This window comes from Paenibacillus chitinolyticus NBRC 15660 (genome assembly GCF_000739915.1).
Classification (GTDB): domain Bacteria; phylum Bacillota; class Bacilli; order Paenibacillales; family NBRC-103111; genus Paenibacillus_F; species Paenibacillus_F chitinolyticus.
Genome location: NZ_BBJT01000016.1, coordinates 1 through 26,075, shown reverse-complemented (window position 1 = coordinate 26,075; position 26,075 = coordinate 1). Strand labels below are relative to the sequence as shown.

The following is a 26,075-nucleotide window of genomic DNA, read 5'->3' as shown; positions in this document are numbered from 1 at the left end:
GTATACATGTGGAAAGATATAGCTGCTTTGTTTGGCAGCAATCCGTTAGTGACCCTATTAATTGTGGTGGTGGGCACTTCTACTTTGTGGATGTACAAAGAATTTAAAGAAATATTGAATCGAAATAACATAGCCAAACTAAATCTCATAAATGAACGTTTAAAAACTTTCGGGAAGTTGGAAGCCGCTATTGCTTTAGCATTGAAGAAACCTGAAGATGAGAACATTTTAGTAAAACTATACGATATTCTTGGAGAAAGTAGCGCTCTATTCACGAAGGAAATGAGGGAAGTGACTCGTACCTTTTACACGCAAGGACATCCTCATATCTTGTCGGCCTTGCAAATTTTTATTGATAATCAAATTAATACTTCTAGGGAGGAAAAAGCAGAGCTTTCTAAATACGAGAATTCTACAGACGTTATAGATAAGATTGGGAGAATGATAAAGCCTTTTGTTCCTATTGTATTTATATGGGCTTTTGTTTTACTGCTTGTCTCCTATGTTTCGGTTTTAATTCACCAGCAGGATATGTCCGCTAAAATTCATTGGACCATGTATTTTTTCTCTGTATTAATTTCCTTTATGTTTGTTTGTGTCTTACTATCGGTTGACTTTGATAATAAGTTAGGTAAACAAGGGCACTATCGCTGGTTGCTTCTCTCTACTATTATGATCACTCCGTTTGTTTTTTTGCTATATACAGGATTGTGGTGGGTCAGCATCAGTATTCAGGTGATTGCTTTCATACTGCTTATTAAAAAACAGAAAAAAGCCAAAAACTCTTTGATCTTGCTTAAGTAAACTAGTCTTATATTTGGAGGAACCAACATGACTTTACTAAGTGAGTTATCCTCAATTTTTCGTCATAAACAAAAGTCCTATAAAATGGTCCTCATTCTCTCTATGTTAGAGGAGTACCGAAATTCTCAACAACAACTCCTATCGTTTGGCCAGGTGGCTGAACGGTTTTTGAGCTATTACCGAATGAACGAAGACACTGGGAATAAGGTAGATATTCCGCCTGGCGGTTCTGCCGCAAGATGGAGTACATTTTCGCTGACCCAGACGAAGTCTCTGTTGAATACACCTTTGAATGCTCTATCTGCCATCCTAGATTTTAATAACGATCAACAGACGATCACGTTCAAGGAATCGATCTGGAATCAGCTAAACGAGCAAGAGCTGGCGGAGCTTAAGCAATATGCGGAACAAGAACTTGAACAGTATAACCTTCAGCTGCGGACAGTTTTTTCGCTAAGACAAGCTTTGGAGGATACGTTTAACACCTACACATCAGCTAAAAACGAACCTTTCGCAAATCATGCTCTAGGGACTTTGTTTAGGCAAGCAATTCCGGAGTATTTTAGAAGTCAGCCGTTTATCAACGAGAACTATAAGGTACAAGGTTCGATCGGTCAGGGGAATTGGGCGACGATTCCATGGATTGCTGTTTTAGATAGACGAATTACGGAAACGACACAACATGGGGAGTATGTGGTCTACTTATTTTCAGAGGATATGAGTTCAGTATATCTGACTTTGAACCAGGGAGTTACCGTGCCGTTAAGAGAGCGTGGTAGAAGAGACGGGCATCACTATTTAATGCAAAAAGTACAAGAGATGAGGGAGCTGCTGCCTCTAAACGGTATGCAAAAGGACGATAATATCTTGCTGACGACGAGCGGGTTGGGACGGGATTACCAGGTTTCAACCGTGGCCTATATTCGCTACGACAAAGACCATTTACCCGAAGAGGATCAACTGTTAGCCGATCTAGAAAATGTTATGAACAACTATAAGCTATACGTCGATCAAGTCGTCGGGCAGACGGCCGAGGGGGATGAAGAATTAGTGGAAGAGATTGAACGGCCGATCCCTACGGATACGCTTACAGTTCTTGAGAGAATCCAGCAGATCAAAGCTTACATTGAGCAGGAAGGCTTCCACTACCCAGGAGCGCTCATAGAGAATTTGTATTTGTCTTTTAAAACAAAACCGTTCGTTATCCTGGCAGGGGTATCGGGGACAGGGAAGACGAAGCTCGTTAAGTTATTCGCAGAGGCGATCGGGGCTACAAGCGAGAACGACCAGTTCACGTTGATCCCGGTACGACCGGATTGGAGCGATCCTTCAGACCTGCTGGGGTATAAAGATTTGTCTGGAGTTTTCCGGCCGGGGCGTCTGGCGGAGGTGCTGGTAGAGGCTTCGACGGCGGAGAATCGACACAAACCGTACTTCGTCTGCCTGGATGAGATGAATCTGGCTCGGGTGGAGCATTATTTCAGCGACCTGCTCAGTATCATCGAGACGCAGAAGTGGCAGGAGGAGCGGATTGTCACTTCGCCTCTGATCCACGCGAAGGCGTTGAACCCGGAGGATCGGTCTATATACGGCGGCTTGGCTCTGCCGGATAATGTGTATCTGGTCGGGACGGTGAATATGGATGAGACGACGCATCCTTTTAGCAAAAAGGTGCTAGACCGCGCCAACACGATCGAATTTAACTACATTAATTTGATGCAGTATCCAGGTTACGAGGAGCCGAGTGAAGGGACGGCAGTTGTGCCAGCTTCGAATGGTTTTCTACGGGCGGATTATTTGCAGTTGGTAGATGCCTATCCGAATTATCTGGAACTGATCCAGAGGACTACGGAGAAACTGGTAACCATAAATGAAATTCTGGAAGACATTCATTCGCATGTTGGATTCAGGATCCGAGATGCCGTGTGTTTTTATATGGTCTATAATCAACGGTTTGAATTGCTTTCTGAGAATGAAGCGTTCGATTGGCAGCTTTTACAAAAGATTCTGCCTCGGGTGCAGGGAAGTAGCTCATCAGTGAAACGAGCGCTACTGGGCCTCATGCAGGTGGCGGTAGGTAAGCCGCTGAACATGGGGGCGCTGATGGACGACGCGTCGGAGTTGACCCGCAAGTGGGGCTCGAGGCAGTCGACGGAAGTGGCACCCTATCCGCAAAGCGCGCGGAAGATCGCTTTTATGATCAGGAGGTTAGAGGAAGATGGCTTTACCTCCTTCTGGCTCTCTTAATCAAGGCACGGTGCTGCTGCGTGTGGAGACGAATTGGTTTAATTTCTATATCCGAGGGAAGCCGTTTCATCCAACGGTGGAATCGCTCCAATTGCACCGAGAAGGGCAGGGGGTGAACGCGCACCTCCTGGTGTCCGCATTGGGTTCATCTGTGACGGTTGAAAAGGCGTCTGTGTTTGACCCCGAGACGGGAGAGCTAGCGGAATGGCAGCCGGGAGAGTGGAGAAATCCCTTATTCTATGAAACTCAGGCTTACCAAGTCGTGGTGGAAAAGAAAGAGGATCTTGCCCTGACATTTCATCATGAGAATGTGCATTTGCGTCAGGCAGTGGAGCCACTGGGACAAATGATTTTGGCGGGAGAACTGAACTTTCAGAATGAAGTCGGTTTGACGGAACTTCAGCTTAGGTTACACGGTGAACCGATTTTCCAGATACAGCTGGAAATCTTTCCAGCCAAAATGGATTACCAGAACGACTACCGACAAATTCTTCATGATGTGAATCAGCAAATTTATAATCTGTCTTTTGATTTTCTGCGGAAGACGTATCACATGACGGGGCTCAGGGAGACGGGGAGCCAGAGCTTGACGGAGTTTTTTACGATTCTGCAAGTGGTATTTGGGCAGCTTGTGCAGGCTGTCGAGCGGATTCAGGCGTCGCCCCATGCCAGCATGAGGGTGGAGAATCGCGTCGTGGAGGCAGCTCGGGTACGGAAAGCAGGCAGAGAGACGGCCGCGTACTTGACCAAGCGCCCACATCTGCTAGTGGAGGATAAGAAGCAGGGTTTTATCTCGATGAACGGGAGGATGTACACACCGCGCCATGCGCTGGAGGCGAGACGGCAGGTGGATTACAACACCCAGGAGAATCGTTTTGTCCGGTGGGTGCTGGTACGTGTATCGAAAAAGCTAAGCGAGCTGAAAACCCGTCTGACGCAGGGCGGCCGAATGCAGGATCCGCTTCTTGCGAAGCGGATTCAAGGAATGCAGGGGCAGTTGCAGCGGCTGCTGGGACTTGATTTTTTGCAGGTGGGGGAGATGAGGCAACTCACAGTGACATTGGTGCTCCAAATGGCACCGGGTTACCGGGAGGTGCACCGCCATTATTTGATGCTGATGAAGGGCCTGTCGGTTCAGAGCGATCTGTTCAAGCTGTCGATGAAGGACGTGGCGCAGCTGTACGAGTACTGGTGTTTCCTAAAAATTCACGAGCTGCTTCGTCGCAAATACGAATTGGTGTCGCAGGACCTGGTACGGGTGAACCGGACCGGGCTGTTCGTGACACTGGATCGGACACAGAAAGCGAAAATGAGTTACCGGAATCCGGTCAGCGGCGAAGTGTTTTCGCTCTACTACAACGCGCTGCCGCCCCGTGATCACAGCAAGACGCTCGGGCAGAAGCCGGATAACGTACTGACACTCAAGAAGAACGACTCGCCCGTGGAGTACAAATATATTTTTGACGCCAAATATCGGATGAACCCGGCTGTAGAAGGCACGCCTTACTACAATATCTACAAGTCTCCGGGGCCGGTCGAGGACGATATTAACACGATGCACCGCTATCGAGACGCCATAGTGTATGCAGAGGGATCGGGGCATGAACTGGAGCGAGAGTACGAGCGGAGCATGTTCGGCGCTTATGTGCTTTTCCCATACGGAGACGAGGAGAAGTTTCGCGAGCACAAGTTCTACCGGAGTATCGGGCTAGTCAACGTTGGGGCGTTTCCTTTCTTGCCTAATGCGACTTCGCTGATGGAAGCGTTCTTGGACGAGATCATTCTGGATAGTCCAGAAAAAGCCTACGAGCGTTCTATCCGCCCTCGTGGTACAAAGGATTATTACCGCAACAAGCTGGAGGGCAAGAATGTAGTTGTCGGGTCCATGAGAAGCGGACCTGTCCAATTGGAAGCCGCGTTAAAGCACGGTTTTTACCACTTGCCTCTTAAGAATTTGACGGAGCAAAAAATATTGACGCAGCTGGAGTATGTCGCACTTTACCAATCGATCAAAGGGTTTGGCAAGAATGGGGAAGTAGGTGTGCATTGGTACGGCCGTATTTCGGACTGGAAGGTGGTGCGACGTCGTGAAATTACAGAAATTCCTTATAGACCGGGTACAGCGGATGACCTCTACGTTAAGCTTGCCGTCGAAGAGTGGAAGCGGATGGAGCGGCCTGTTATGCCTGGCGGTCGGGGAATTCACACCTTATTGCTCACATCAAAATACATGTTGGATCGTGCAGTAGAGATTGCCGAGCTTAAATTAGAGTCGGAAGCAGATCTTGCGCAATGGAGAGAGAAACGGCGGCAGGGCTCTGTGAAGGTAGTACTGGATCACCAGGAAGTGGATTTGGCAAGACAGGTGTTGGGGGTCGAGGTTCGGTGAGTATGTTAATAAATATAATGCAGCTTAAAAAAGCACTCCTGAAGGAGTGCTTTTTTAAGTTTTTAGACATCTGCAAGACTTAATTTGCATCTAAAAATCAAGTAAATATAAGAAAAGTTTACAGTATATGTCATAATATGATAGGCTTTTAGTTGTACTTATCTTTTCCGATTTGATAAGCTGGCCAGCTTTCAAATACAACCATTTGTTGAAGGGATAGATGACGATGAATACTAAGAAAATGGTACCTCTAGCATTATCCGTTGGAATTATTCTTGGCAGTGTAGCTCCAAGTGCCCTCCATGCACAATCTACAGATGCAAATGGCGCTATTGGCGGATGGAGTGAGAAAGACGGATATTTTAGTATTACGGCCGTTTCATCCTTTATCGGTATAGCATCCACAGCAAAACATACAGGATATGTAGAAGACATAGACCGTGGCAATGTCTTATTTTCGCGGGCGGTTGGCAATACTTCATGGCCAGGTGTATACCACTATACACGAGCCAGATTTGAAGGACACATTACGGGCAATATATTAGGAGATAGCGGGAGAGTGTGGGGAACGAACGCCACCGAGGCGAAAAGTGACTGGGTGGACAGATACGCAAGCGATTGGGTTGGAAAAACATACTACGGTAACGAGTAATAAGGAGTCCATGAGAGAGATAAGGTTATCCTGTCTCTCTCTATAAATAAATCATGAAACCTACATATATCCGCTCTGCCTCAGACTATTTGTATTACTTGATCATGTTTCTGGCTACTTTTATATGCGTGGCCGCTTTTTGGTTTATATCCTATTTGGATTATGTGAATATGCTAAACAATGGGTACAAAGATCAGAAAGCTATCTTTTTTAAAATGGAAGCGTTAGATGTTCCTGTTCACTTGAATGCGGGTAAATTCATTTTATTTCAATACGATGATGATAGTCCTGCCCTTAAACATGTTTGGGTAAATGGAGAACTGAAACTTCCTCCTATTAAAAGAACCGATGAAGGTGCAGAAACAGATAAAATAGCCGTCGTGGGAACTAATGCAGAAGTGAAAAATATTCCGAACGACTATAAACTAATCGGCTATTTCAATACTCCCTATTCGTATAAATTAAATTCGGAAATTTGGCTGCTGTCTAAAAATCCGCAAATAGAGCTAATGGATGGAAAGCAGTTTGTATTTATTTCGCCGAGCCGCGATGTAAAATCAGTTTTTGATCAATTTATTAACGGAAATAACGTGGAAATCATCAACGCGGAAACCAATGGATCTTATATTCTTAAATCAAATCAAGTAGTAGGAATGATCTCTTATATAACCATTCTTTTTATGACCACAATATTTTGCGTATCAACTATGATTTGGATAAAACGAAAAAATCACTTGCTGTCCGTATTATATATATTCGGATACTCCTATCGTGCGATCTATAGAATCATTCTGAGATATTACGCCTTGCCCTACATTCTTTTTTCTTCCATCCTATTTGTGATTTTCATGTTGATTTCATATTATGCCGTTCCTTTATGGGATGTATCATGGATGCTGTATTCCGTAAATTTGATTTTGTTACATCTTGCCATAGTAATTATCTTCGTTTTCTACTTAACATTTATTTACACGGTGAAAAAAGGCGGTAAAAGATTTTGAGAATGATTCTTCTATTTATAAAACAGAACAAGTTATTAAATATGACGATTTTTCTGATCTCGCTGATTTTTTGTAGTTTGCTTCTGGTACTTACGTTAAACATCAACCAAACCCGTATTGAAATAGAGGCAACTCGGAACTTTAAAGACAAAAATATCTATCAAATTTCCGATAATTTATACAAGGAAAAAGAAAAGCAATTTTTTTCAAAACCCGACAGTTTTGAAATCCTCAATAACTTTAGTAATCAGGTACATGCAAATGAGTCTTACAAGTATTATAACGCCGTCTGGCAGCCAATTGAGATATCAGACTTTAAAGGCGATATTATTTATGATGCCTACTACGAAACGGGAAACAATCAACCGTCTTATATGATACAAAATAAATCCTATCGAGCGATAAAATCCGTACAGATGAACCAGGCTGTATTTGATTTTAATCATCTTCAGTTAGAAACTGGAGTGGGTTTCAAGGCTGATGATTATGTTTTTAAACAAGAAGATGATCGTTTACCTATCATTCTTGGCTCCGAGTATAGCTCTGTTTATAAAACAGGCGATACGTTAGATATTTTATACTATCAAAGAAAATTTACTGCTGTGGTTGTGGGGATACTGGAGCCTTCCCAAAAAATCATGACAGTTAGGGAGCCGGAGCTTTTATTAAATCGATATATCATTTTGCCGCTGCTTGATTTTGAACAATCTCCTCCGAAAATGGAAGGTATTTTTCTGAAAGCATTATTGTTGAGTAAAATAAACGGGAACATCATTACCGACTTAGAACCTTTGCAAATACGTACTATGCTGAATGAAATATCCGCAAAGACGGGTTTTAAAGAGTTTAGTGTTATAGGAGCAAACAGTCTGGCAGTCAACTCTATTGTTAATATGACGGAGATCAATAGAAATACCTTGTTTGTTATTTCAGTGGCTTTATTCATCACGTTAATTGCCCTTTTTATTATCATTATGAGGATAATCATTAAGAAAAATATTGATTTCTATAAAGTGCTGCTAATCAGCGGAGTAAGCATGAACCAGATTTATAGGAGCATAAACTATCAATTACCTTTGTTAAATCTAATTGGATGTATGTTGCCCTTGGTATTTATTATGGTTACCCTTAACAATCCGCTATCCTTATTAGTGAATTATTTGATAGTAGTTGGAATTTCAAGCCTGATAATTGCGATTGCGGTTAACCGGTACACAAGGAAATACTTTGAGAAGGTGGATATTGTTCAGCAACTGAAAGGATGAGAGCTTTTGGCACAAGTCTTATTGACCGATATAGCGAAACGGTTTAAGGATAAAACAATATTTGAACATATAGATTTAACGGTAGCGAAGGGAAGAACAATAGCTGTAAAAGGAAGAAGCGGGAGTGGAAAAAGCACCTTACTCAATATCATAGCAGGCTTGGAAAAGCCTACCTCAGGGGAATATTTTTTGGATGGGGAAGATATGAGTCAGCTAAACTTGAACCGTCTAAGCGAGATTCGTAAACATAAAATAGGCTATATCTCGCAGCATAGTCCTGTGATTCCCAAACTGACTGCATTAGAAAATATTATGGTTCCCTTTTGGTTTGAAAAAAAGCGAGAGAACAGCAAGATCATACAAAAGCAAGTAGAAAGATTGGGCCGGCTATTTGAAATTCACCATTTGTTAAATGATAGGGTTGAGAAATTATCCGGGGGCGAAATACAACGAGTAGGCATCATTCGCGCCCTAATTAAAGATCCCGAATTAATTGTTGCAGATGAACCGACAGGAGCATTGGATGACGAGACGGCGTTAAAGATTTTAGCTTGTTTAGATGAGTTAAAAGTCAACGGTGTTTCTGTCATAATCGCCACTCATAGTGGAATGGTTGCGGAGAAGTGCGATGAACGATATCAATTAACGAATCAGGGATTGATTAAAGAAGTTCAGTAATCATTACAAGCGCAGGCCTATGCTTGTGCTTTTTGATTTACTATCGAACGAAGATGCAGGGTATGAGGTAGATATTCTCTCCATAATTTGGAGGGATCGAGAGGAACAAGAAAGTTTCGGCAAGCCAGTCCCGTTCGTTGGAGCGGCTTTTAAGCGGGGAGACGAACTGAAGCGGCGACGCCAAAGACGTCGCTTTCTTCTACGACAAATTGCGGGCAGCGCCGTATCAGGACGGGAAATAAGCCCCAGTTCAGCCGCTGCCCGCGATCCTTCAATATACACACTCAAAGCGGTGGCGTTACTCCTAACTGCACCCAGCCTTCCTTGGAAGGACCGTAAACCGCAGGGATAGGCAGCTCCGCTTGACGCATGAGGACCGTAACCTGACCCCGATGATGAACGATGTGTTTGATTAATCCCATGAAGATCGTCGCGTTGGATTCCATTCTTCCGAACGCATTTTGGACGTGCTTCAACGAATCGTCCGTCCACTGCTCTTGTAAAGCTTGGACTACACGAGAGCTGATCTTATTAAAGGTCTCCGCGATCTCCTTTGCGGACGGCACTTCGTTCGGATTCGGCACTTTCTCTACCAAGACTCCGAATTCGGTTAAATAATCCGGGATATTCGTGACAAAATGCCACACAATCCTTCCCAAGGTACGCCCCCCGGGATATACCTGTTGCCCGAGCGCATGATCGGTCAACCCGTCCAATACCTTTTGGGTTAATACCGCCTCATTTTTCCATTCTACGATTAAATCCTGTACGGTAGCGTACATCTTCTCATTCCTTTCCTGGGTGAAAATAGTTCCTCATGACCGAACCGTTCTCGCGGGATTCATCATCCCGTTTTCTCTCCCGTTTATATAAAAGTTTGTCTAGCTCGAATCCATCATAAACGTTAATAGTGACAGCTATTGTCATTAATTATTTTTTTTCAACCGCTGTCAGGCAAATCACGGATCTCAAGCTTTCGCTGCTGCTGTCCATACAAACCGGCGAACGCCGCTGCAATTGCCATAAAGATTGCGCTGGATGCCACGCCGAATTGCAAGCCGTACCGTTCGACCGCCACGCCTCCAACGATGGGACCGATAATCTGTCCTGCGGCAAAAAAGGCAGTGGCTATGCTAAGACAGGCCGCATACGCGTGGTGAGGGACATGACGACGAAGAAGCGCAGTTGTCATCAGCGGCGGAGTAATAAAGGAAACCAGCCCGATCATGGCGGCTCCGAGCACAGTAAATAACATACTATTAGTGATTACCCCGCACACACCGATCGTCCCCAAGGTTAACCCCGACGCAAGCGTATACCCGCTCGGCCATCGGTCAATGGCTTTGCCTCCGATCCATCCGTTAAACAAACCCGCGAATCCGATTCCGGACCATATCAACCCGGCATAGAGGGATGGAATGCCTTTGCTCACCAGATAGGGAATCAAATACGTGAAATAGATGATATATCCCCATCCGAAGAAGAAATAAGAAGCGATTAAGAACAAGAGCTTCTTCGGGTTCAACAGAAGACGGTACACATTTTCGTTTTCTTTGTCCCGTGACTTCGATTCGGTCTGCGAGGGCATTTTTTCGGCTTCTCTTTTTCTGGTGACGAACTCGAAACCGAACGCGGCAATGACTCCGAATATGCCCATGATCACCCAAGCATACCGCCACCCCTGCAAGTGTGAAGGGTCTATGGTAAAGGGGGCGAACAAGCCCGTCACTAGTATGCCGGCAGATCCGCCCAGCCATATAAGACCCGATGCCGCTCCTCGTTCTGCCGGTCGAACGGCATCCATGGCAATGGACAGGACTAACACTGTAGCGAAAGCCGATAACAATCCAATCGCGAACCGCCAAAGCCCAAGCCCGGTGAAATGATCGCTGAATGCCGAGCCGATCAAAGTCAATCCGAGCAATAAGCACGTTATCCGATTAATGACATGTTTGCGGTCCGGAAAGCGCGAGATCAAAGGAGGAAGACACAAGGTCCCGACCAAATAACCGATAAAGTTGACTGTGCCGAGTATACCCAACTGTCCGTAGCTCCCCCCGATCACCCTTTGTATTCCAGGCAGGAACATGCCGTAGGAGAGCCGGGAAAAACCGAGTATGACGACAAACAAAAACGATGCCCACAGAGTAATCCGATTAAATGCGGATTTTGTGCCCATATAACTCATCTTCCCCCAAAATAACAAGTTGACCCTATTGTAAAATTCCGGGAATGTTTTGTAAAATTGAATTATATGAATAAATGATTCAAATAACTTAAACAAAGGTGATGACTATGGATCTTCGAGCTTTAAAGACTTTCGAGGCTTGCGTGCGTCTAGGACATTTTCTGAAAGCCGCCGAGGAACTCCAATACGCTCCCTCTACGGTAACCCTTCAGATTCAGCGTCTCGAAGCGGACCTGGGCGTTTCTTTATTCGTGCGCGACGGAAAACGCGTGATCGTGACCGAAGCCGGCCGGTGGCTCCATAATGAGGCCTCGGCTTTACTGAAGTCGATCGGAACGATGAGGCAGACCGTTTCGGATATTGCTGCGGGAGATACCGGCTCGGTGCGTTTTGCCGCTATCGAGCCCGTCGCGAGCCAGCAGTTAGCGACCGTTATAGCTGACTTTTGCAAGACTCGACCGAAAGTGGAGTTAACCATGGAAGTAAGCGGCAGCAGAACGATCGCGGAGAGGGTTCGAGCCGGCGAACTGGAATTCGGCGTTTGCTCGGCTCCATCTTCGAAGCTCATGCTGGAGTTTGAGCCGCTGATCGAGGAAAGATTAGGGATCATGTTAAATAGGAATCACCCGTTAGCCGATCAAGATAGCATCACGGCTAGCGATCTCGCGGGGCTAACCGTTCTGGTCAAAGAACCGACTTGTATCTACCGAGAGCTTTGGGAAACGGCGATTGATGGGGCTGGGCGCAACCCCTTCTCTTGTATGGAGGTTGGAAGTTTCTTTGTCATTCAACAAATGGTTAAGGCAGAGTTCGGCATCGGGATTGTTCCGATTTACAGCGGTCTGGAACAGGAAGGCTCCTTGGTCATAAGACCCATAGCCGATTTGAATCCTGTCGTCACGATAGGCATCGCTTATAAAGACAAAAACTACCTGGGCAAGGCAGCGCTCTTGTTAATGGAAGCAATAAGGGGCATCCGTGAACCCAACCCTACGCGACCAAGTGCATGATTGAGGATGCTCGCCATGATTATTGACCTTATGGATGATTTGTTTTCAGAAAAAGACCATTCAACCCAAAACCGTCGTGGAAAATATCGACATAGACATTGCTGGCCGCAAGGATTCTTTCCGTTCGTTTGAGTGGGATACTTCTTATGAAGAAGTCAAAGCTGAAAGCTGTCAACTGAAAGAATCAGACGACACATGTGGGGTGCTCAATATGGATAGTTCTAAGAAATAACTGAGATGTGACGGTATTGCTCAAATACATTGATTTTTAGGTAGGGGAAAAGCTAAATTGAAAGTGAAGAAGAAGTTATCTGTATTTACCGTAAAGGTGTATTTGATTGTTTATAAAGTAATCCCCAAGAAAGGATGGAGCGACTCCACGGCTTTAACAAAGGAGGACTTCAAGCCCCTGTCGCGCATATGCCATGCTGTTACGTACTTATATTCCACAAGCTCCATTATCCGTTTTTGTCGATTTTTTCTGGTACTTCGAATGTTATAGTCCGCCTCATTCGAGGGAGCTCACGCTACCTGATGGTTCGATTGAACTTGTGTTCAACCTGAGTGAAGATAGGACTAAATGGATTGACCAAGATTATAATGGCTTGTTTCAGAAGTATGGCAGTTCTGTCATTAGCGGGCCGCATTCACGATCTTTCATCATTGATACTCCCGTAGAGAGTGCGATTTTGGGAGTACACTTCAAACCAGGCGGTATCTATCCATTTCTTAAAATGCCAGTGTATGAACTACATAATATTCATGTATCCTTAGATACACTGTGGGGAGCAAGAGCCCATGATCTGCATGAGGTTCTGCTTCTATCCAAAACGGTAGATGACAAGTTTCGAAAACTTGAAGAAAGTCTTATAAAGCTGGCCTCCCGACCTCTGATACGACATCCGGTAGTAAGCTTCGCACTAAATGAATTTCTGGGTTTGCCGCATAAAAGCCCCCTTTCGGATGTGATCGGACAAATCGGTTTAAGCCAAAGGAGATTTATCCAGATTTTTAAAGAAGAAGTGGGATTGACTCCCAAGCTCTTCTGTCGTCTTCGCCGCTTTCAGGAGGTATTGAGTAGAATTGAACACGCTAAGAGTGTCAATTGGTTGGATGTCGCTATCGCTTGCGGTTATTATGATCAGATGCATTTTATTAAAGATTTTCAGGCTTTCTCCAGTCTTAATCCTACTGATTATTTCTCGAGGCAAGGCAGGCATCACAATCATGTTGCGATCCATAATTAAAGCCTTATTCAAATACGGAAAAGGTAATTATTGAATGATCCATTTTAAATAAAGGGTCATTTTTTTACTATACGCTCGTTAGAGGGGCGATTAGAATATTTATATGAGGCAGGAACAGTCAGCTTAATCGCAACTAGCGATACGGCATGTGACTCATTCTATTTCGGAAGAGAGAGGTGGATTTAAATGGATAAAGCAACCCCGTTTCTATGGATCAAGAATACTGCTGAGGGGATAGAGTTCTATAAGAAGGCTTTCGATGCGGTGGAGAAATACCGCTTGACGGAGCCTGGAGGCAAAGTGGCTCATGCTGAAATTACAATCGGGGGAGCCAAGATATCAATCGCAGGTGAATATCCCGAATATGGCATTCTGGGACCAGAAACCATTGGAAATACAACGGTTGGTATCCAACTGCAGGTCGACGATGCGGATAAGTTGTTCCAGCAGGCGATTGCGGCTGGAGCGACAATGGTTAATCCGATGGAGGATCAATTCTACGGAGATCGAGCGGGAAGTGTGAAGGATCCGTTCGGACATTATTGGATGATCTCAACCACTATTAAAACCGTGGATCCGGAGGAAATGCAAAAGAGATTCCTCGCCTTGTATGGGAGTTAACCTGTTCTGTGTTGATTACGTTGCCATCGATAGGAACGAAGTTGTTTACACACTAAGGCAACCGTAGCCACTAGGTGATTTCGCAGTTGAGCTTTTCTATGAAATTGATTGAGATTAATCAATATTAAGCACTCCACACATGTGGAGTGCTGTGTATCGACGCATTTACCTTTCATTAAAACGGATAGAGCCTAGGCTGAGTCAGCGCCTGGGCTTTTCTTATGCGATAATTTAGAAAAATTAATACCAAAATATGAAGATTTTAGTATATAAGTAAAATTTATTCGTTTACAATGAAGGCACGGCATGTCAACTTGCATAGAAAAAGACGATTCCCGGCGAAGCGTACGGATGATGATTTAAGCTTCGTCGAATTCGCGGTGTTCCGTCAAGCTAACGGGAATCGATTCCAAGACCGCCGTACGGCCGACTAAACACATCTAGCCGGCTTTTACGCCAAGCTTCAGTCATAATCGAATTCCGGCAACAAGTGGGCTGCTGCAAGCACAACGGGTGCGGAAGCCCAGTGACGACGGGTCCGGCTTTGACGGACCACGCTGCGGAGGGACGATGATGGAACAGTATCTAACGTTAATCGACATTTTTCAAGACAGAAGGGGGCAGGCGGAGAAAGGCATCACTTATATTTCGGGGGACCGGGACGAGCTTTACGAATCGTATGGCGAGTTATTCGAACATGCGCTTCAGGCGCTGCATTATTTGCAGTCGCGCGGAATGGAGCCCGGGGATGAACTGCTGATGCAAATTGACGAGAACCGTACGTTTTTGCATGTCTTCTGGGGATGTCTGCTGGGCGGCATCGTGCCGGTTCCGGTAACGGTCGGCAGCAACGACGAACATAAGATGAAGCTGTTCAAAATTTGGGACACGCTGCGCCGCCCTTATTTGATCAGCGATGCCAAAGTGCTGGGAAGCTTGGAAAAGTACGCGCGGCAGCAGGGGCTTGAGCAAGCCTTTGGTGTATTGGCGCAGAAGGCATTGCCAACGGAAAGCCTGGATTATGGCTCGGAGGCCAAAGGAATTATTTATCCGGTTGAGCCGGATCGCCTGGCTTTCATCCAGTTTTCTTCCGGATCGACGGGAGACCCGAAAGGTGTCATGCTGACTCATGAAAACTTGGTGCACAACATACGCGACGCTGCTGCCGAATCGGAATTGGACGACAACGACGCTTACCTCGGCTGGATGCCCCTTACCCACGACTTGGGATTGATTGCCTTTCATCTTACGTGCGTGATCGGCAATGTCAATCAATTTATTATGCCTACCGCGCTTTTTATCCGGCGCCCTTCGCTTTGGCTCAAAAAAGCGTCGGAGCATCGGGTGACGTTAATTTGCTCTCCCAACTTTGGATATAAGTTTTTTTTGGATCAATACAAACCGGAAGCCGCCAAGGACTGGGATTTATCCCGGATCCGTATCATTTATAACGGGGCCGAGCCGATTTCGACCGAGGTGTGCGACCGGTTTTTGAGCGCAATGGCGGTCCATGGACTGCGCCGATCCGCGATGTTCTGCGTGTATGGAATGGCTGAGGCCTGCGTAGGCGTTGCCCATCCCCCGTTAAATGAGGGCATCAAGGCGGTTCATCTGAACCGGGAACACCTGACCATCGGCGAAGCGGTTGTGCCCGTTGCACCCGAGGAACGCTGCTGCGTGACCTTTGTCGATGTCGGCTATCCGATGGCAAGCTGCGATTTCCGGATTTGTGACGATAACCATCTTCCTTTGCCTGACGATGTCATTGGGCATATTCAGATTTGCGGCAAAAATGTGACGTCCGGCTACTACAACAACCCGCAGGCGACGGCCAAAGCGATGACGAAGGACGGTTGGCTTGTAACCGGCGATTTGGGTTTTATGCGCAGCGGCCGGCTCATTATTACCGGACGTGCGAAAGATATTATTTTCGTGAACGGGCAAAATGTATACCCGCATGATATGGAGCGTGTCGCGGAGGAAGTGGACGGGGTCGAGCTTGGTAAGGTGGCCGTCTGCGGCGTGCGCGACCCGGGGACAGGACAAGACCGGATTGTTTTATTTGTCATCTACACGAAAAAGCCGGAAAACTTTGTGCCGCTAATTGTTAAGCTGCGTCATCATTTGAACGAACGGGGCGGCTGGGAGGTTAGGGATGTAGTGCCGGTGCGCCGTCTGCCCAAAACGACGAGCGGCAAGGTGCAGCGCTACAAGCTGGCGCAGCAATACATGGCCGGGGAATTTGACGAAGTGTCCGGCCGACTGGCCGGTCTGCTGCTGGCGGCGCGCGCAGCGAAGCCGAAAGCTCTGGCCCGCAGCGAAGCGGAGCAGAAGCTGCTCGCTTTATGCAAACGGGTGCTGCAAACGGAGGAAATCGGCACGGACGAAAGTTACTTTGAACTCGGTGCCAATTCGCTGCAGCTGACGCAGTTGGCCGAAGCGCTCGAAGGCGAGTTCGGAAAGCCTATTCCGGTGACGGATTTCTTCTCCTACCCGACCATTGCCAAGCTGGCCGCCCATCTTGCGGCGGACCCGGCGCAGAAAGCGCCGGTTAAGCTTGAGGCGGGACCGATGGATGATCCGGGCGACCGGGATATCGCGATTATCGGCATGGCCGGCAAATTTCCGCAGGCGGACACGTTGGAGCAGTTTTGGGAGCATGCCGCGCAGGGGTACGACGCCATCGGTCCGTATGGCGATGCCAGGAAGCGGGACGCGGATGTGTTTATGGCAAAGCTGCAGCGTGAACCGGGGCAGTGGGAGGCGGTGGAAGGCGGCTATTTGGATGAGATCGATACGTTCGACTATGCTTTTTTCAAGCTGACGCCAAGAGAAGCATCGCTGATGGACCCGAATCAGCGCTTGTTTTTGCAAACGGCGTGGAGCGCGCTGGAGGATGCCGGTTATGGCGGCGCCAAGATGGCCGGAGCCCGGACGGGCGTTTACGTCGGTTTTTCCAAAACCAGCTTCGATTACGAGCGTCTGCTCACGGAAGCGGAACCCGAGGCGCTGCCCCGGTTTATTATCGGCAATTTACCCTCGGTCATTTCGAGCCGAATCGCGTATTTGCTGGATTTAAAGGGTCCGGCGGTTACGGTCGATACGGCCTGCTCGTCTTCGCTGTCGGCGGTGCATTTGGCCTGCCGGGCTTTAATGAACGGGGATTGCGACATGGCCGTGGCGGGCGGCGTCAAAACCATTTTACTGCCGATTCGGGCGGGCATCGGCATGGAATCGGCCGACGGCCGTGCGCGGGCTTTTGACCGGGAGTCGGACGGCACCGGCGCGGGCGAAGGCGTCGGCGCCGTGATTCTGAAGCCGCTGCGCCGGGCGGTGCAGGACGGCGACCGTATCGTCGCCGTCATCAAGGGCAGCGCCATGAACCAGGATGGCAGCACGATAGGCATCTCCGCGCCCAATGCGCTGGCGCAGGCGGATGTCATCGCGCAGGCATGGCGGAACGCGCGCGTAGACCCCGAGACGATTACATATATCGAAGCGCACGGAACAGGAACGCAGCTCGGCGATCCCGTGGAGATTGAGGGCATTTCGCAAGCGTTTGGCCGGTATACGGAGCGCAAACAGTTTTGTGCGGTAAGTACGGTCAAAACGAATATCGGTCATTTGTACGAAGCGGCCGGTATCGCCGGTTTGATCAAAGCAGTGCTCTCGCTCCGGCATCGGCAAATCGCGCCGCTCGTTCACTTCCGCGCGCCTAACCGTCAAATTCGTTTTGAGGATTCGCCGGTTTATCCCAATGTATCGCTGACCGATTGGGAACCGCAGGGATTCCCGAGACGCTGCGGAGTCAGCTCGTTTGGATTCAGCGGTACGAACTGCCATGTGGTGCTTGAAGAATACAAACCGCGGGAGGAAGCGGCGGAGGCCGGCGCGGGCGGCACTGCGCCGGACGGTGCGCTGCTGCTCGTTTTGTCCGCGCGCACCGACAGCGCCTTGAAAGCGTTAATCGGACGTTATGCCGAACGTTTTGAACGTTCACCGGATCTCGACATGCACAGCGTTTGCTTCACGGCGAGCACCGGGCGCAGTACGTTTGTGCACCGTCTCGCCATAGCGGCTGCTAACCCGGGAGCGCTGCGCGACAGCCTTCTCCGCCTGCACCGCGAGGGCATTGCGGACGAAGGCGTGTTTTCCGGACAGATCGGGACGGTGTCCGGATATGGTGAACCGGCCAGGGAGGTGCCGGGCGGTCCGGAGGCTGCCGGGCCATTTTCCGCAGGGGAAGGCGGAGCAGCACCGACGCTGGAAACGGCTGAAGAGGCGGCTCGACTGGCCGAAGCCTTTGTGCGAGGGGAACCTATCGATTGGGAGCAATTGTACGCACAGGGGCAACGTCAGCGGGTATCGCTCCCGTCATACCCTTTTGAAGGCAAGCGCTGCTGGATTCAAATCGCCGAGACGCCGCAGCGGCGGAGGGAAGAAACAGGCAGTTTGACGATGGAGGAAGGTCAGGTGAACGGAGTGAGCACTTTGCATGAACAGTTGTCGCATGCCGGGGCAGCGGCGGATTCCGCTCGTCATTCGGAGGTTGCGCAAACGCTGGCTCAAATGATAAGCGACGTTTCGCATCTTGAAATGAATGAGCTTCATCCGCGTACCCATTTTTTGGAGTTGGGGCTCGATTCGATCAACTTGACCCAAGTGAGGCAAGGCATCAAGGATGTGTTTGGTCTCGATATTCCGATGAGCCGTTTTTTTGAAAACCTGACCAGTTTGGAGCAGGTGGCCGAGTACATTGTGCATCATTTGCCGGATAACGCTTCGTCCGGTACGCAGAACGGGATCGACCGTTCCGGACGGCCAACCGGGGATGCCGTGCCGCATAGGGCCGACGTGCTTTCCGCCGCCGCTGGGCAAAGCGGGACAACCGAAGGACTGCCCGCTTTCCTGCCGATTTCTGCAGCGCCCCGTCAAGACGGGCAAGCTGCGCACGATATTCATGCCGGCTTGGCGGCAGTTTCAAGCCTGGGACAAGCCGCTGCCGCTGCGAACACCCGAAGCGGACGGACGCCTGCGGACGCAGAGCGCAGCGGCGGCGCAGAGGCGCAGCCAGGTTGGAACGGGCCGCCAAGCGCAGAGGCGCTCCGGCAGACTGCGCCCGAGCCGACGGGCGGCTGGCATCACCCGCCAAGCGTCGCATTCGTTCATGCGCTTCGGCCGATTATGGAACAGCAGCTGCACATTATCGCCCGGCAGTTGGATGTGCTGCAGCCGCCTTCCTTTGTCGCGCCGGAATCCCCCGAGTACGCGGCAGGGACGGAGCCTCCAGCCTTCCCGGCGGCCGTTCCTCACGCGCATTCTGTCGATGCGCGCAGCGAAGCAGCCGCTGCCGGCGGCTCGCCGTACGTTGCGGCGCCGTCCACGGTATCCGGCGGCGATCACGGCACAGACGGCGATTCATCGGAGCCGGCGCGCGCAGCGACGGCGGATAGCGAAGGCGGGCAGCCGTTTCGGCCTTATCGTCCGATCGATGTGAAAGCCCGTGAAACGCTTCCGCTCCGTCAAGAGCAGCATTTGCGCGACTTGATCGACCGCTATACGGCACGCACCGGGCAGACCAAAGCATATACGCAGAAATACCGCGCTGTATATGCCAATAATCGCAATGTGGCGGGTTTTCGGCTTGTGCTTAAAGAGATGGTGTACCAGCTCGTAGCGGAAAGGGCCGAGGGTTCCAAGATATGGGATTTGGATGGCAACGAATACATTGATTTGACGATGGGTTTCGGCGTGAATTTGTTCGGCCACGACCCGGCGTTTATTCGTGAACATATTGACAAGGCGCTGCGCAGCGGGATGTGCCTCGGACCGATGTCGAACCTGGCCGGCCAAGTGGCTGAAGGAATTTGCCGCATGACGGGCGTAGAGCGAATAGCCCTCTTCAACTCCGGCACGGAAGCGGTTATGGTGGCTTTACGGTTGGCCCGGGCCGCTACAGGGCGGAGCAAGGTGGTTCTATTTGCCGGTTCGTACCACGGCACGTTTGACGGCGTGCTTGCGCTTGCCCGCCCTGGCGGGGACCGGGAGCGGTCGATGCCTTTGGCACCGGGAGTACCTGCCGGGATGGTAGATGACATCGTTGTGCTTCCTTACGGTACCGAGACGGCGCTTGCCTATATTCGCGAACACGCCCATGAATTGGCGGCGGTGCTGGTGGAGCCGGTGCAAAGCCGCAGACCGGATTTGCAGCCGAGGCCGTTTTTGGCGGCGGTTCGGGAGGCGACCGAACAAGCGGGCGCCGCTCTTATTTTCGATGAGGTGATTACCGGTTTCCGGCTTCATCCCGGCGGGGCGCAGGCGTGGTTCGGCATTGAGGCGGATTTGGTCACCTACGGCAAAGTGATCGGAGGCGGGCTGCCGATCGGCATCGTGGGAGGCCGTGCGGCTTTTATGGACGGCATCGATGGAGGCATGTGGGATTTCGGCGACGGCTCGTATCCGCAGAATGAGGAACGGCGCACATTTGTTGCGGGTACCTTTTGCCACCATCCGCTCGCCATGGCGGCATCGCTTGCCGTGTTGGAACGGCTGGAGCGCGACGGGGAAAAGCTGCAGGTGGAGCTGAATGCGCGAACCGCCGATTTGGCGGAGACCTTAAACCGCTTCTTTACCGAGGAAAAGGTGCCGATCCGGATCGATTATTTCGGTTCTTTGTTCCGGTTTGTGCTTAAGGGCGATCTGGAGCTGTTTTACTACCACATGCTGGATCAAGGCATCTATATTTGGGAAGGGCGCAATTGCTTTTTGTCGACGGCGCACACGGAGACCGATATAGCCTGCATTGTGCAGGCGGTCAAGAACAGCGTAGCGGCGCTGCGACACGGCGGATTTTTGCCCGATTCGCCTCCGGACGGCCCGGACCCCGGCAAACTTCCGCTGCCCGAGCGGCCCGTGCACGATCAGGATATTGTCATTCCCTTGACGCCCGAGCAAAAACAGCTTTGGTTTGCGTCGGCTTCCAGCCGTGAGAATCCGCACGTTTTACATGAATCGGCGCTGATTCGGCTTCGCGGGCCGCTGCACTTGCAAGCGTGGAGCGAATCGGTTCATACGCTGATGCACCGTCACGAAGCGCTGCGTACGTACATGGGCGTGGACGGAGAAACGCAGGTGATCGCTTCGTCGCTGAAGGCGCAGATCAAGCTGCTGGATGTCAGCGGGGACGATGATTTATCGCGCGAACGGCAAAAGAGCGCCTGGCTGAAACAGGGCATTGAGACCCCGTTCCGGTTATCGGAAAGCGAACCTTTATTCCGCATCCGTTTCTTAAAGCTGGAGGAAGAGGAGCACTTGGCTCTTTTCACTTTTCACCACCTGATCGCGGACGGATGGTCCATTGTCGTATTCATGCGGGAGCTGGCGTCAATTTACAGCGCGCTTGTCCGGAAGGAACGGTACCGGCTCCCGGAGGCTGCGGTTTTCCAAGATTACGCGGCATGGCAGCGACTGCGCATGGCCGAATCGCGCAGCGCGGAAGCGTCGGCATTTTGGACCGGCGAGCTCTCCGGCCCGCTTTCCGTATTGGAGCTGCCGTCTCCGCTGCGGGGAGTAACTGTGCCGGGCCTCGAAGGGGGGCGGTATACGGCCGTGCTGGAAGGCGGGCTCGTTCAATCGCTCAAAACGCTCAGCATCCGGCTGGGCAGCAGTTTATTTGTTACGCTGCTCTCTGGCTTTAAAATCTTGCTGCACCGATTGACAGGCGACTCCAGGCTGACTGTCGGCGTGCCGACGGCCGGTCAAGCACAGATGGACGCTTTTTCGCTGATGGGACATTGCGTCAATGTGCTTCCGGTGGTTAGCCGGATTCAACACGAGACGACATTTGAGGACTTTGCCGGCGCGGTCAAGGAAAGCATGCGCCGGCTCGAAGCTTACCAGGCTTACAGTTTTGCGGCGTTGGCCGAGCAAGGGCTTCGGCATTTGCCTGTCATAAACGTCGTATTCAATATGGACCGGCCCTTGCCCAAGCTGCGGTTTCACGAGCTGGACACGGAGCTGCTCCCCAGCCCGGTCACGGCCAGCAAGTACGAGCTGTTTGTCAATGTGACTGAAGCGAATAAAGAGCTACGGGTGGATTTTGATTACAACGCGGGATTGTTCGAACCGGATGTCATTGCCCACTGGTTCCGTTACTGGGTGAAGATTTTGAATGAAATTACAAAAAGGTCCAGCCAACCTCTTGCGGAAATATCGCTGTTGGACATGGACGAAACCCGTCAAATCTACAAACACTGGTCGTCGCTTGCCGATCGGGACGGCGGCTGTCCTTGCGTGCTTGACGCTTTTGGACGGACGGCTCCCGCCGGGACGGCGGGGGAGCTGCATATCGCGGCGCAGGGTTTGCTTAACCCGCAGAGCATGCGCGAGGCTGCACGTACGGGCGAGTGGGTATATCACGCGCCGGGCGGAGAACTGAAACGCATCGGGCCGATCTCGGCTTTTGCCCGTATTCGGGGGCGCCTAATCAACTTACGGCAGCTTGAGACGCATTTGCTGCGCGTCTGCAATTTGGAAGCCTGCGTCATCCGCGTGTGGGAGGATAGCGCTGCAGGCGGCGCCGCGACGCTTACGGCGTATGTAGTCCCGGACCCGTCCGCGCCTTGGGAGGAGGAGGCGCTTAAACGGCGGTGGAGCGAGGCGCTTCCGGATTATGCGCAGCCCGGCCAAGTGATGCTCATGAAGGCGCTGCCGCTGCTTGCGGACGGCGAGCCGGATTGGGAGCGGCTGCCGGCTCCGTCAATGCCAGGCGCAGACCTTATGCCAGAGATGGGCGAAGGGCCGGATGACGGCGTAGAAGCCGAATTGATTCGGATGTGGCAAGAGGTGCTGGGTGTTTCGACAGTCCGTGCGCACGATCCGTTTTTTCAGCTCGGCGGCGATTCTTTGACGGCCACGGTTCTTTTATCCCGGATTCGCAAAACGTTTGGCGTGCAGATCCCGCTCGGCGAGCTGTTTCATCGGCAGACGGTGGACGCGCTGGCCCAGTACATTCGGGGCGGCGAGAAGCAAGCTTTTAGCCCTATCGAGCCTGTCGAGGCACATCCGCATTATCCCGCCTCGCCCGGCCAGCGGCGAATGTACTTGCTCCAGCAGCAGGAGGGCGGCACGACATATAACGTTTCGGGCTGTCTGCATCTCGAAGGAGATTTGCGCGTGCCGAGCTTCATTGAAGCGCTCCACGAGGCCGCCGGGCGGCATGAGTCGCTGCGTACATGCTTGAAGCTGGAAGGCGGCGAGGTCGTACAGGTGATCCAGCCTGAGCTTGTGCTTCATGTTCCGGTGACGCAAGCCGAGGCGAGTGAGCTGGAGGCGATTTCCCGCCGGTTTATCCGCCCGTTCCGATTGGAGGAAGCGCCCTTAATACGCGCAGAGCTGCTTGATTTCGGGAATCGGCGTTATGCGCTTTTGGTTGATGTACACCATGCGGCTGCGGATGGTTTTTCGATGGCAGCGCTGCTGGACGAAGTGCTGCAAGCCTATCAGGGACGCCAATTGAAACCCGTGCGTGTGCAGTACAAAGATTTTGCGGCATGGCAGCGGCGGCAGCTTGCCCAAGGAACGTACCGAGAGCAGGAGGCGTACTGGCTGCAAACGCTGGGCGGCGAGCTGCCGGTGCTTGATATGCCTGCGGACTTCTCGAGGACTCAGACGCAAAGCTTTGAAGGCGGCGCAGTGTCTTTGACGCTGACGCCCCAGCTCACAGACGCGCTGCGGCAACTGGCGGCAAACAGCGGCACAACGCTTTATATGGTGCTGCTTGCCGCTTATTTTGCGCTGTTGTCCCAGTATACCGGACAGGACGAGATTATCGTCGGCACGCCGGTATCCGGACGCAGACATGCGGATACCGAAACGGCGGTCGGGATGTTCGTCAACACGCTGGCCTTGCGCGGACGGCTGCAGGCATCCCAGTCGTTTGGGGAGCTGCTGCAGCACGTAAAGGCACTTGCTCTTGCGGCATTCGAGCGCCAAGATTATCCGTTCGACGAGCTGCTGGATAAGCTGAATCCGGTACGCGATTTAAGCCGGAACCCTGTTTTCGATACGATGTTTATGTTCCAAAATGAAGCGGTGCAGCCATCTCGCGCCGGCGCCTTGACCTATAAGGTTGAAGAAATCAATCCGGGCATTTCCAAGTTCGATTTCTCCCTGCAAGTGACAAAGGACCCTACTGACGGGGAAACGCTGCAATGTACTTGGGAGTACGCCGTTCGGCTGTTTGTGCCGGAGACAATCCGTCTGCTGGCGAAGCGTTACATCCGCATCTTGGAAGTCGTTTCCGCCGATCCTGCGGTACGTTTAACGGGGATCGACCTGCTAACGGATGCGGAGAAAGAGCGGCTGCTGGATGCAGGGAACGGAGCGGATTGTCCGGCAGTGCCCGAGTTTACCGTGCAGGGTTTATTTGAAAAACAAGCCTTCGCAACGCCGGACAGGGCGGCGGTTGTGTTCGATGGACAAACGGTGTCCTACGGCGAACTGAACCGCCAAGCCAATCGGCTGGCCCACAAGCTGCAGGCGCTGGGCGCCGGTCCGAACACGTTGATTGGCATATGCTTGGACCGCAGTCCGTCTTTGCCGGCGGCACTGCTTGCCGTGTTGAAATCCGGCGGCGCCTATGTCCCGCTCGACCCGTCGCTGCCGGATGAACGGCTCCGCTATATGACGGAGCGGGCGGAACTTCGCGTGCTGGTCACTGTGCAGGCTTACGCTGAGCGATTCGGCGGGCTGCGCGACTTGTCGGTCGTGTGTCTGGATACGGAGGCGGGGGCCTTGCTGTCGCAGTCTGACGCCAATCCGCGCAGCGAGGCGGACGGCGAGCATCTCATGTATGTGATTTATACGTCAGGATCGACGGGCATGCCGAAGGGGGCGAGCGTTTACCGCTCGGGCTTTGCGTCATTGATGCGCTGGTACACCGGGGAATTCGGGATGTCGGCAGCGGATAAGCTGCTCGTGATCACCTCGCCAAGCTTCGACCTGACGCAAAAAAATATATTTGCGCCGCTTCTGACCGGCGGGCAGCTAATTTTGCCTCCGGCAGGTCCTTATGACGCGCGGCAGATTGTGTCGCTTATCGAGCGGCATGGCATTACGCTGCTGAACGGGACGCCCAGCGCGTTTTATCCTTTGCTGGATGTGTCGGCTCCCGCGCAATTCGCGCCATTGGCAACGCTGCGGCACCTGTTTTTGGGCGGCGAACCGATTGCCGCCGACAGGCTTGCGCCTTGGTTGAAATCGGACGCGTGCCTTGCGGAAGTCGTTAACACCTACGGGCCGACGGAATGCACAGACGTGACTGTGTTCGCACGCTTGCCGGCAATTACCGCTTTGGCAGGCAAGCGAGTGCCGATCGGCCGACCCGTGCCGGGCACGCGCGTCTATATTTTAAACGCGGAGCTGGGGCTGGTGCCTGCCGGTACCCCGGGCGAGCTTTGCATCGCCGGTGCGCAGGTAGGCGGCGGCTATGTGGGCGACCCGCAGCAAACGGCTGCCAAATTCGTGCCCAACCCGTACGGCGGAGAGCAATGTCCGGTCATTTACCGGACGGGCGATCTGGCCCGGTTTTTGCCGGACGGAACGATCGATTATCTCGGGCGGATCGATCATCAAGTGAAGGTTCGGGGCTACCGGATCGAACCCGGTGAAATTGAAGCCGTCTTGCGGCACGACATCGGCGCGGCGGATGCCGTCGTCTTGGCTCGGGAAGTCCGGCCCGGCGATCGTCAGCTGATCGCTTACGCGGTGCCGAGGGTTTCTTCCAAAGAAGCGGCCATGCCGCCCAAGGCGCTTGCCGCTTTGTGGAGAAGCGAATTGCGCCGCCGCTTGCCGGAGTATATGGTTCCTTGGCCGCTCGTCATAATGGACGCGTTTCCGCTGACGCCGAACGGGAAAATCGACCGGAGCGCGCTGCCCGCGCCTGACGTTGATCTCGCGGAGCGGTCGGGCGAA

The 26,075-nt window shown here is 51.2% G+C and carries 14 protein-coding genes; 12 read left to right on the top strand and 2 right to left on the bottom strand.

The genetic code is table 11. The features are described from left to right. Positions 1-6: 6 nt before the first annotated feature. The 7 genes from PCH01S_RS26045 (at position 7) to PCH01S_RS26015 (ending at position 9,036) form a co-directional block, all read left to right on the top strand. Positions 7-804, top strand: coding sequence for a hypothetical protein (locus PCH01S_RS26045; RefSeq protein ID WP_042234737.1), 798 nt, complete (start codon positions 7-9; stop codon positions 802-804). Between the two features lie 27 nt (positions 805-831). Next, positions 832-3,051, top strand: coding sequence for an MrcB family domain-containing protein (locus tag PCH01S_RS26040; protein WP_042234735.1), 2,220 nt, complete (start codon positions 832-834; stop codon positions 3,049-3,051). Beyond that, complete coding sequence (locus PCH01S_RS26035; RefSeq protein ID WP_042234733.1) at positions 3,023-5,440, top strand: restriction endonuclease-like protein; 2,418 nt, start codon at positions 3,023-3,025, stop codon at positions 5,438-5,440. Before PCH01S_RS26040 ends, PCH01S_RS26035 begins: the two co-directional genes overlap by 29 nt. Positions 5,441-5,666: 226 nt before the next feature. Continuing rightward, positions 5,667-6,092 carry a hypothetical protein gene (locus PCH01S_RS26030; protein WP_241688745.1) on the top strand — a complete coding sequence of 142 codons (426 nt, stop codon included), beginning with the start codon at positions 5,667-5,669 and terminating at the stop codon, positions 6,090-6,092. Between the two features lie 170 nt (positions 6,093-6,262). Beyond that, entirely contained in the window at positions 6,263-7,093 is an 831-nt protein-coding gene (locus PCH01S_RS26025; RefSeq protein WP_241688744.1) for a hypothetical protein, read from the top strand. Positions 7,094-7,095: 2 nt separating this feature from the next. After that, positions 7,096-8,358 carry an ABC transporter ATP-binding protein gene (locus PCH01S_RS26020; RefSeq protein WP_241688922.1) on the top strand — a complete coding sequence of 421 codons (1,263 nt, stop codon included), beginning with the start codon at positions 7,096-7,098 and terminating at the stop codon, positions 8,356-8,358. Between the two features lie 6 nt (positions 8,359-8,364). Then, positions 8,365-9,036 (top strand): ABC transporter ATP-binding protein, encoded by a 672-nt coding sequence (locus PCH01S_RS26015; RefSeq protein ID WP_042234726.1) that lies wholly within the window; start codon positions 8,365-8,367, stop codon positions 9,034-9,036. 284 nt (positions 9,037-9,320) lie between these two features. Here the strand turns inward: PCH01S_RS26015 and PCH01S_RS26010 are convergent, their stop codons facing one another. Together PCH01S_RS26010 and PCH01S_RS26005 are read right to left on the bottom strand one after the other, a co-directional pair. Further along, a complete protein-coding gene (locus tag PCH01S_RS26010; RefSeq protein WP_042234722.1) occupies positions 9,321-9,818 on the bottom strand; it encodes a DinB family protein in 498 nt (165 codons plus the stop codon). 158 nt (positions 9,819-9,976) lie between these two features. Beyond that, the gene (locus tag PCH01S_RS26005) at positions 9,977-11,215 is read right to left on the bottom strand and encodes a YbfB/YjiJ family MFS transporter (protein WP_042234721.1); all 1,239 of its coding nucleotides are present in this window, start codon (positions 11,213-11,215) and stop codon (positions 9,977-9,979) included. A gap of 110 nt (positions 11,216-11,325) precedes the next feature. On the opposite strand from PCH01S_RS26005, the gene PCH01S_RS26000 reads away from it, so the two are divergent. The 5 genes from PCH01S_RS26000 to PCH01S_RS25980 form a co-directional block, all read left to right on the top strand. Continuing rightward, the gene (locus PCH01S_RS26000) at positions 11,326-12,234 is read left to right on the top strand and encodes a LysR family transcriptional regulator (protein WP_322786841.1); all 909 of its coding nucleotides are present in this window, start codon (positions 11,326-11,328) and stop codon (positions 12,232-12,234) included. A 22-nt stretch (positions 12,235-12,256) separates the two neighbouring features. Then, positions 12,257-12,466, top strand: coding sequence for a hypothetical protein (locus PCH01S_RS25995; protein ID WP_129112542.1), 210 nt, complete (start codon positions 12,257-12,259; stop codon positions 12,464-12,466). Positions 12,467-12,659: 193 nt separating this feature from the next. Beyond that, positions 12,660-13,481, top strand: a complete 822-nt coding sequence (locus PCH01S_RS25990; RefSeq protein ID WP_042234713.1) for a helix-turn-helix domain-containing protein — start codon at positions 12,660-12,662, stop codon at positions 13,479-13,481. A gap of 186 nt (positions 13,482-13,667) precedes the next feature. Then, positions 13,668-14,102, top strand: a complete 435-nt coding sequence (locus PCH01S_RS25985) for a VOC family protein (protein ID WP_042234711.1) — start codon at positions 13,668-13,670, stop codon at positions 14,100-14,102. A 573-nt stretch (positions 14,103-14,675) separates the two neighbouring features. Next, positions 14,676-26,075, top strand: an 11,400-nt coding sequence (locus PCH01S_RS25980; protein ID WP_042234709.1) for a non-ribosomal peptide synthetase, incomplete at its 3' end; no start/stop codon positions are given.

What these genes read in the sequence shown, in the direction of transcription:
- PCH01S_RS26045 (WP_042234737.1), top strand. Translation starts at nt 7, where the DNA reads ATGTGGAAAGATATAGCTGCTTTGTTTGGCAGCAATCCGTTAGTGACC.
- PCH01S_RS26040 (WP_042234735.1), top strand. Translation starts at nt 832, where the DNA reads ATGACTTTACTAAGTGAGTTATCCTCAATTTTTCGTCATAAACAAAAG.
- PCH01S_RS26035 (WP_042234733.1), top strand. Translation starts at nt 3,023, where the DNA reads ATGGCTTTACCTCCTTCTGGCTCTCTTAATCAAGGCACGGTGCTGCTG.
- PCH01S_RS26030 (WP_241688745.1), top strand. Translation starts at nt 5,667, where the DNA reads ATGAATACTAAGAAAATGGTACCTCTAGCATTATCCGTTGGAATTATT.
- PCH01S_RS26025 (WP_241688744.1), top strand. Translation starts at nt 6,263, where the DNA reads ATGCTAAACAATGGGTACAAAGATCAGAAAGCTATCTTTTTTAAAATG.
- PCH01S_RS26020 (WP_241688922.1), top strand. Translation starts at nt 7,096, where the DNA reads ATGATTCTTCTATTTATAAAACAGAACAAGTTATTAAATATGACGATT.
- PCH01S_RS26010 (WP_042234722.1), bottom strand. Translation starts at nt 9,818, where the DNA reads ATGTACGCTACCGTACAGGATTTAATCGTAGAATGGAAAAATGAGGCG.
- PCH01S_RS26005 (WP_042234721.1), bottom strand. Translation starts at nt 11,215, where the DNA reads ATGGGCACAAAATCCGCATTTAATCGGATTACTCTGTGGGCATCGTTT.
- PCH01S_RS26000 (WP_322786841.1), top strand. Translation starts at nt 11,326, where the DNA reads ATGACTATGGATCTTCGAGCTTTAAAGACTTTCGAGGCTTGCGTGCGT.
- PCH01S_RS25990 (WP_042234713.1), top strand. Translation starts at nt 12,660, where the DNA reads ATGCTGTTACGTACTTATATTCCACAAGCTCCATTATCCGTTTTTGTC.
- PCH01S_RS25985 (WP_042234711.1), top strand. Translation starts at nt 13,668, where the DNA reads ATGGATAAAGCAACCCCGTTTCTATGGATCAAGAATACTGCTGAGGGG.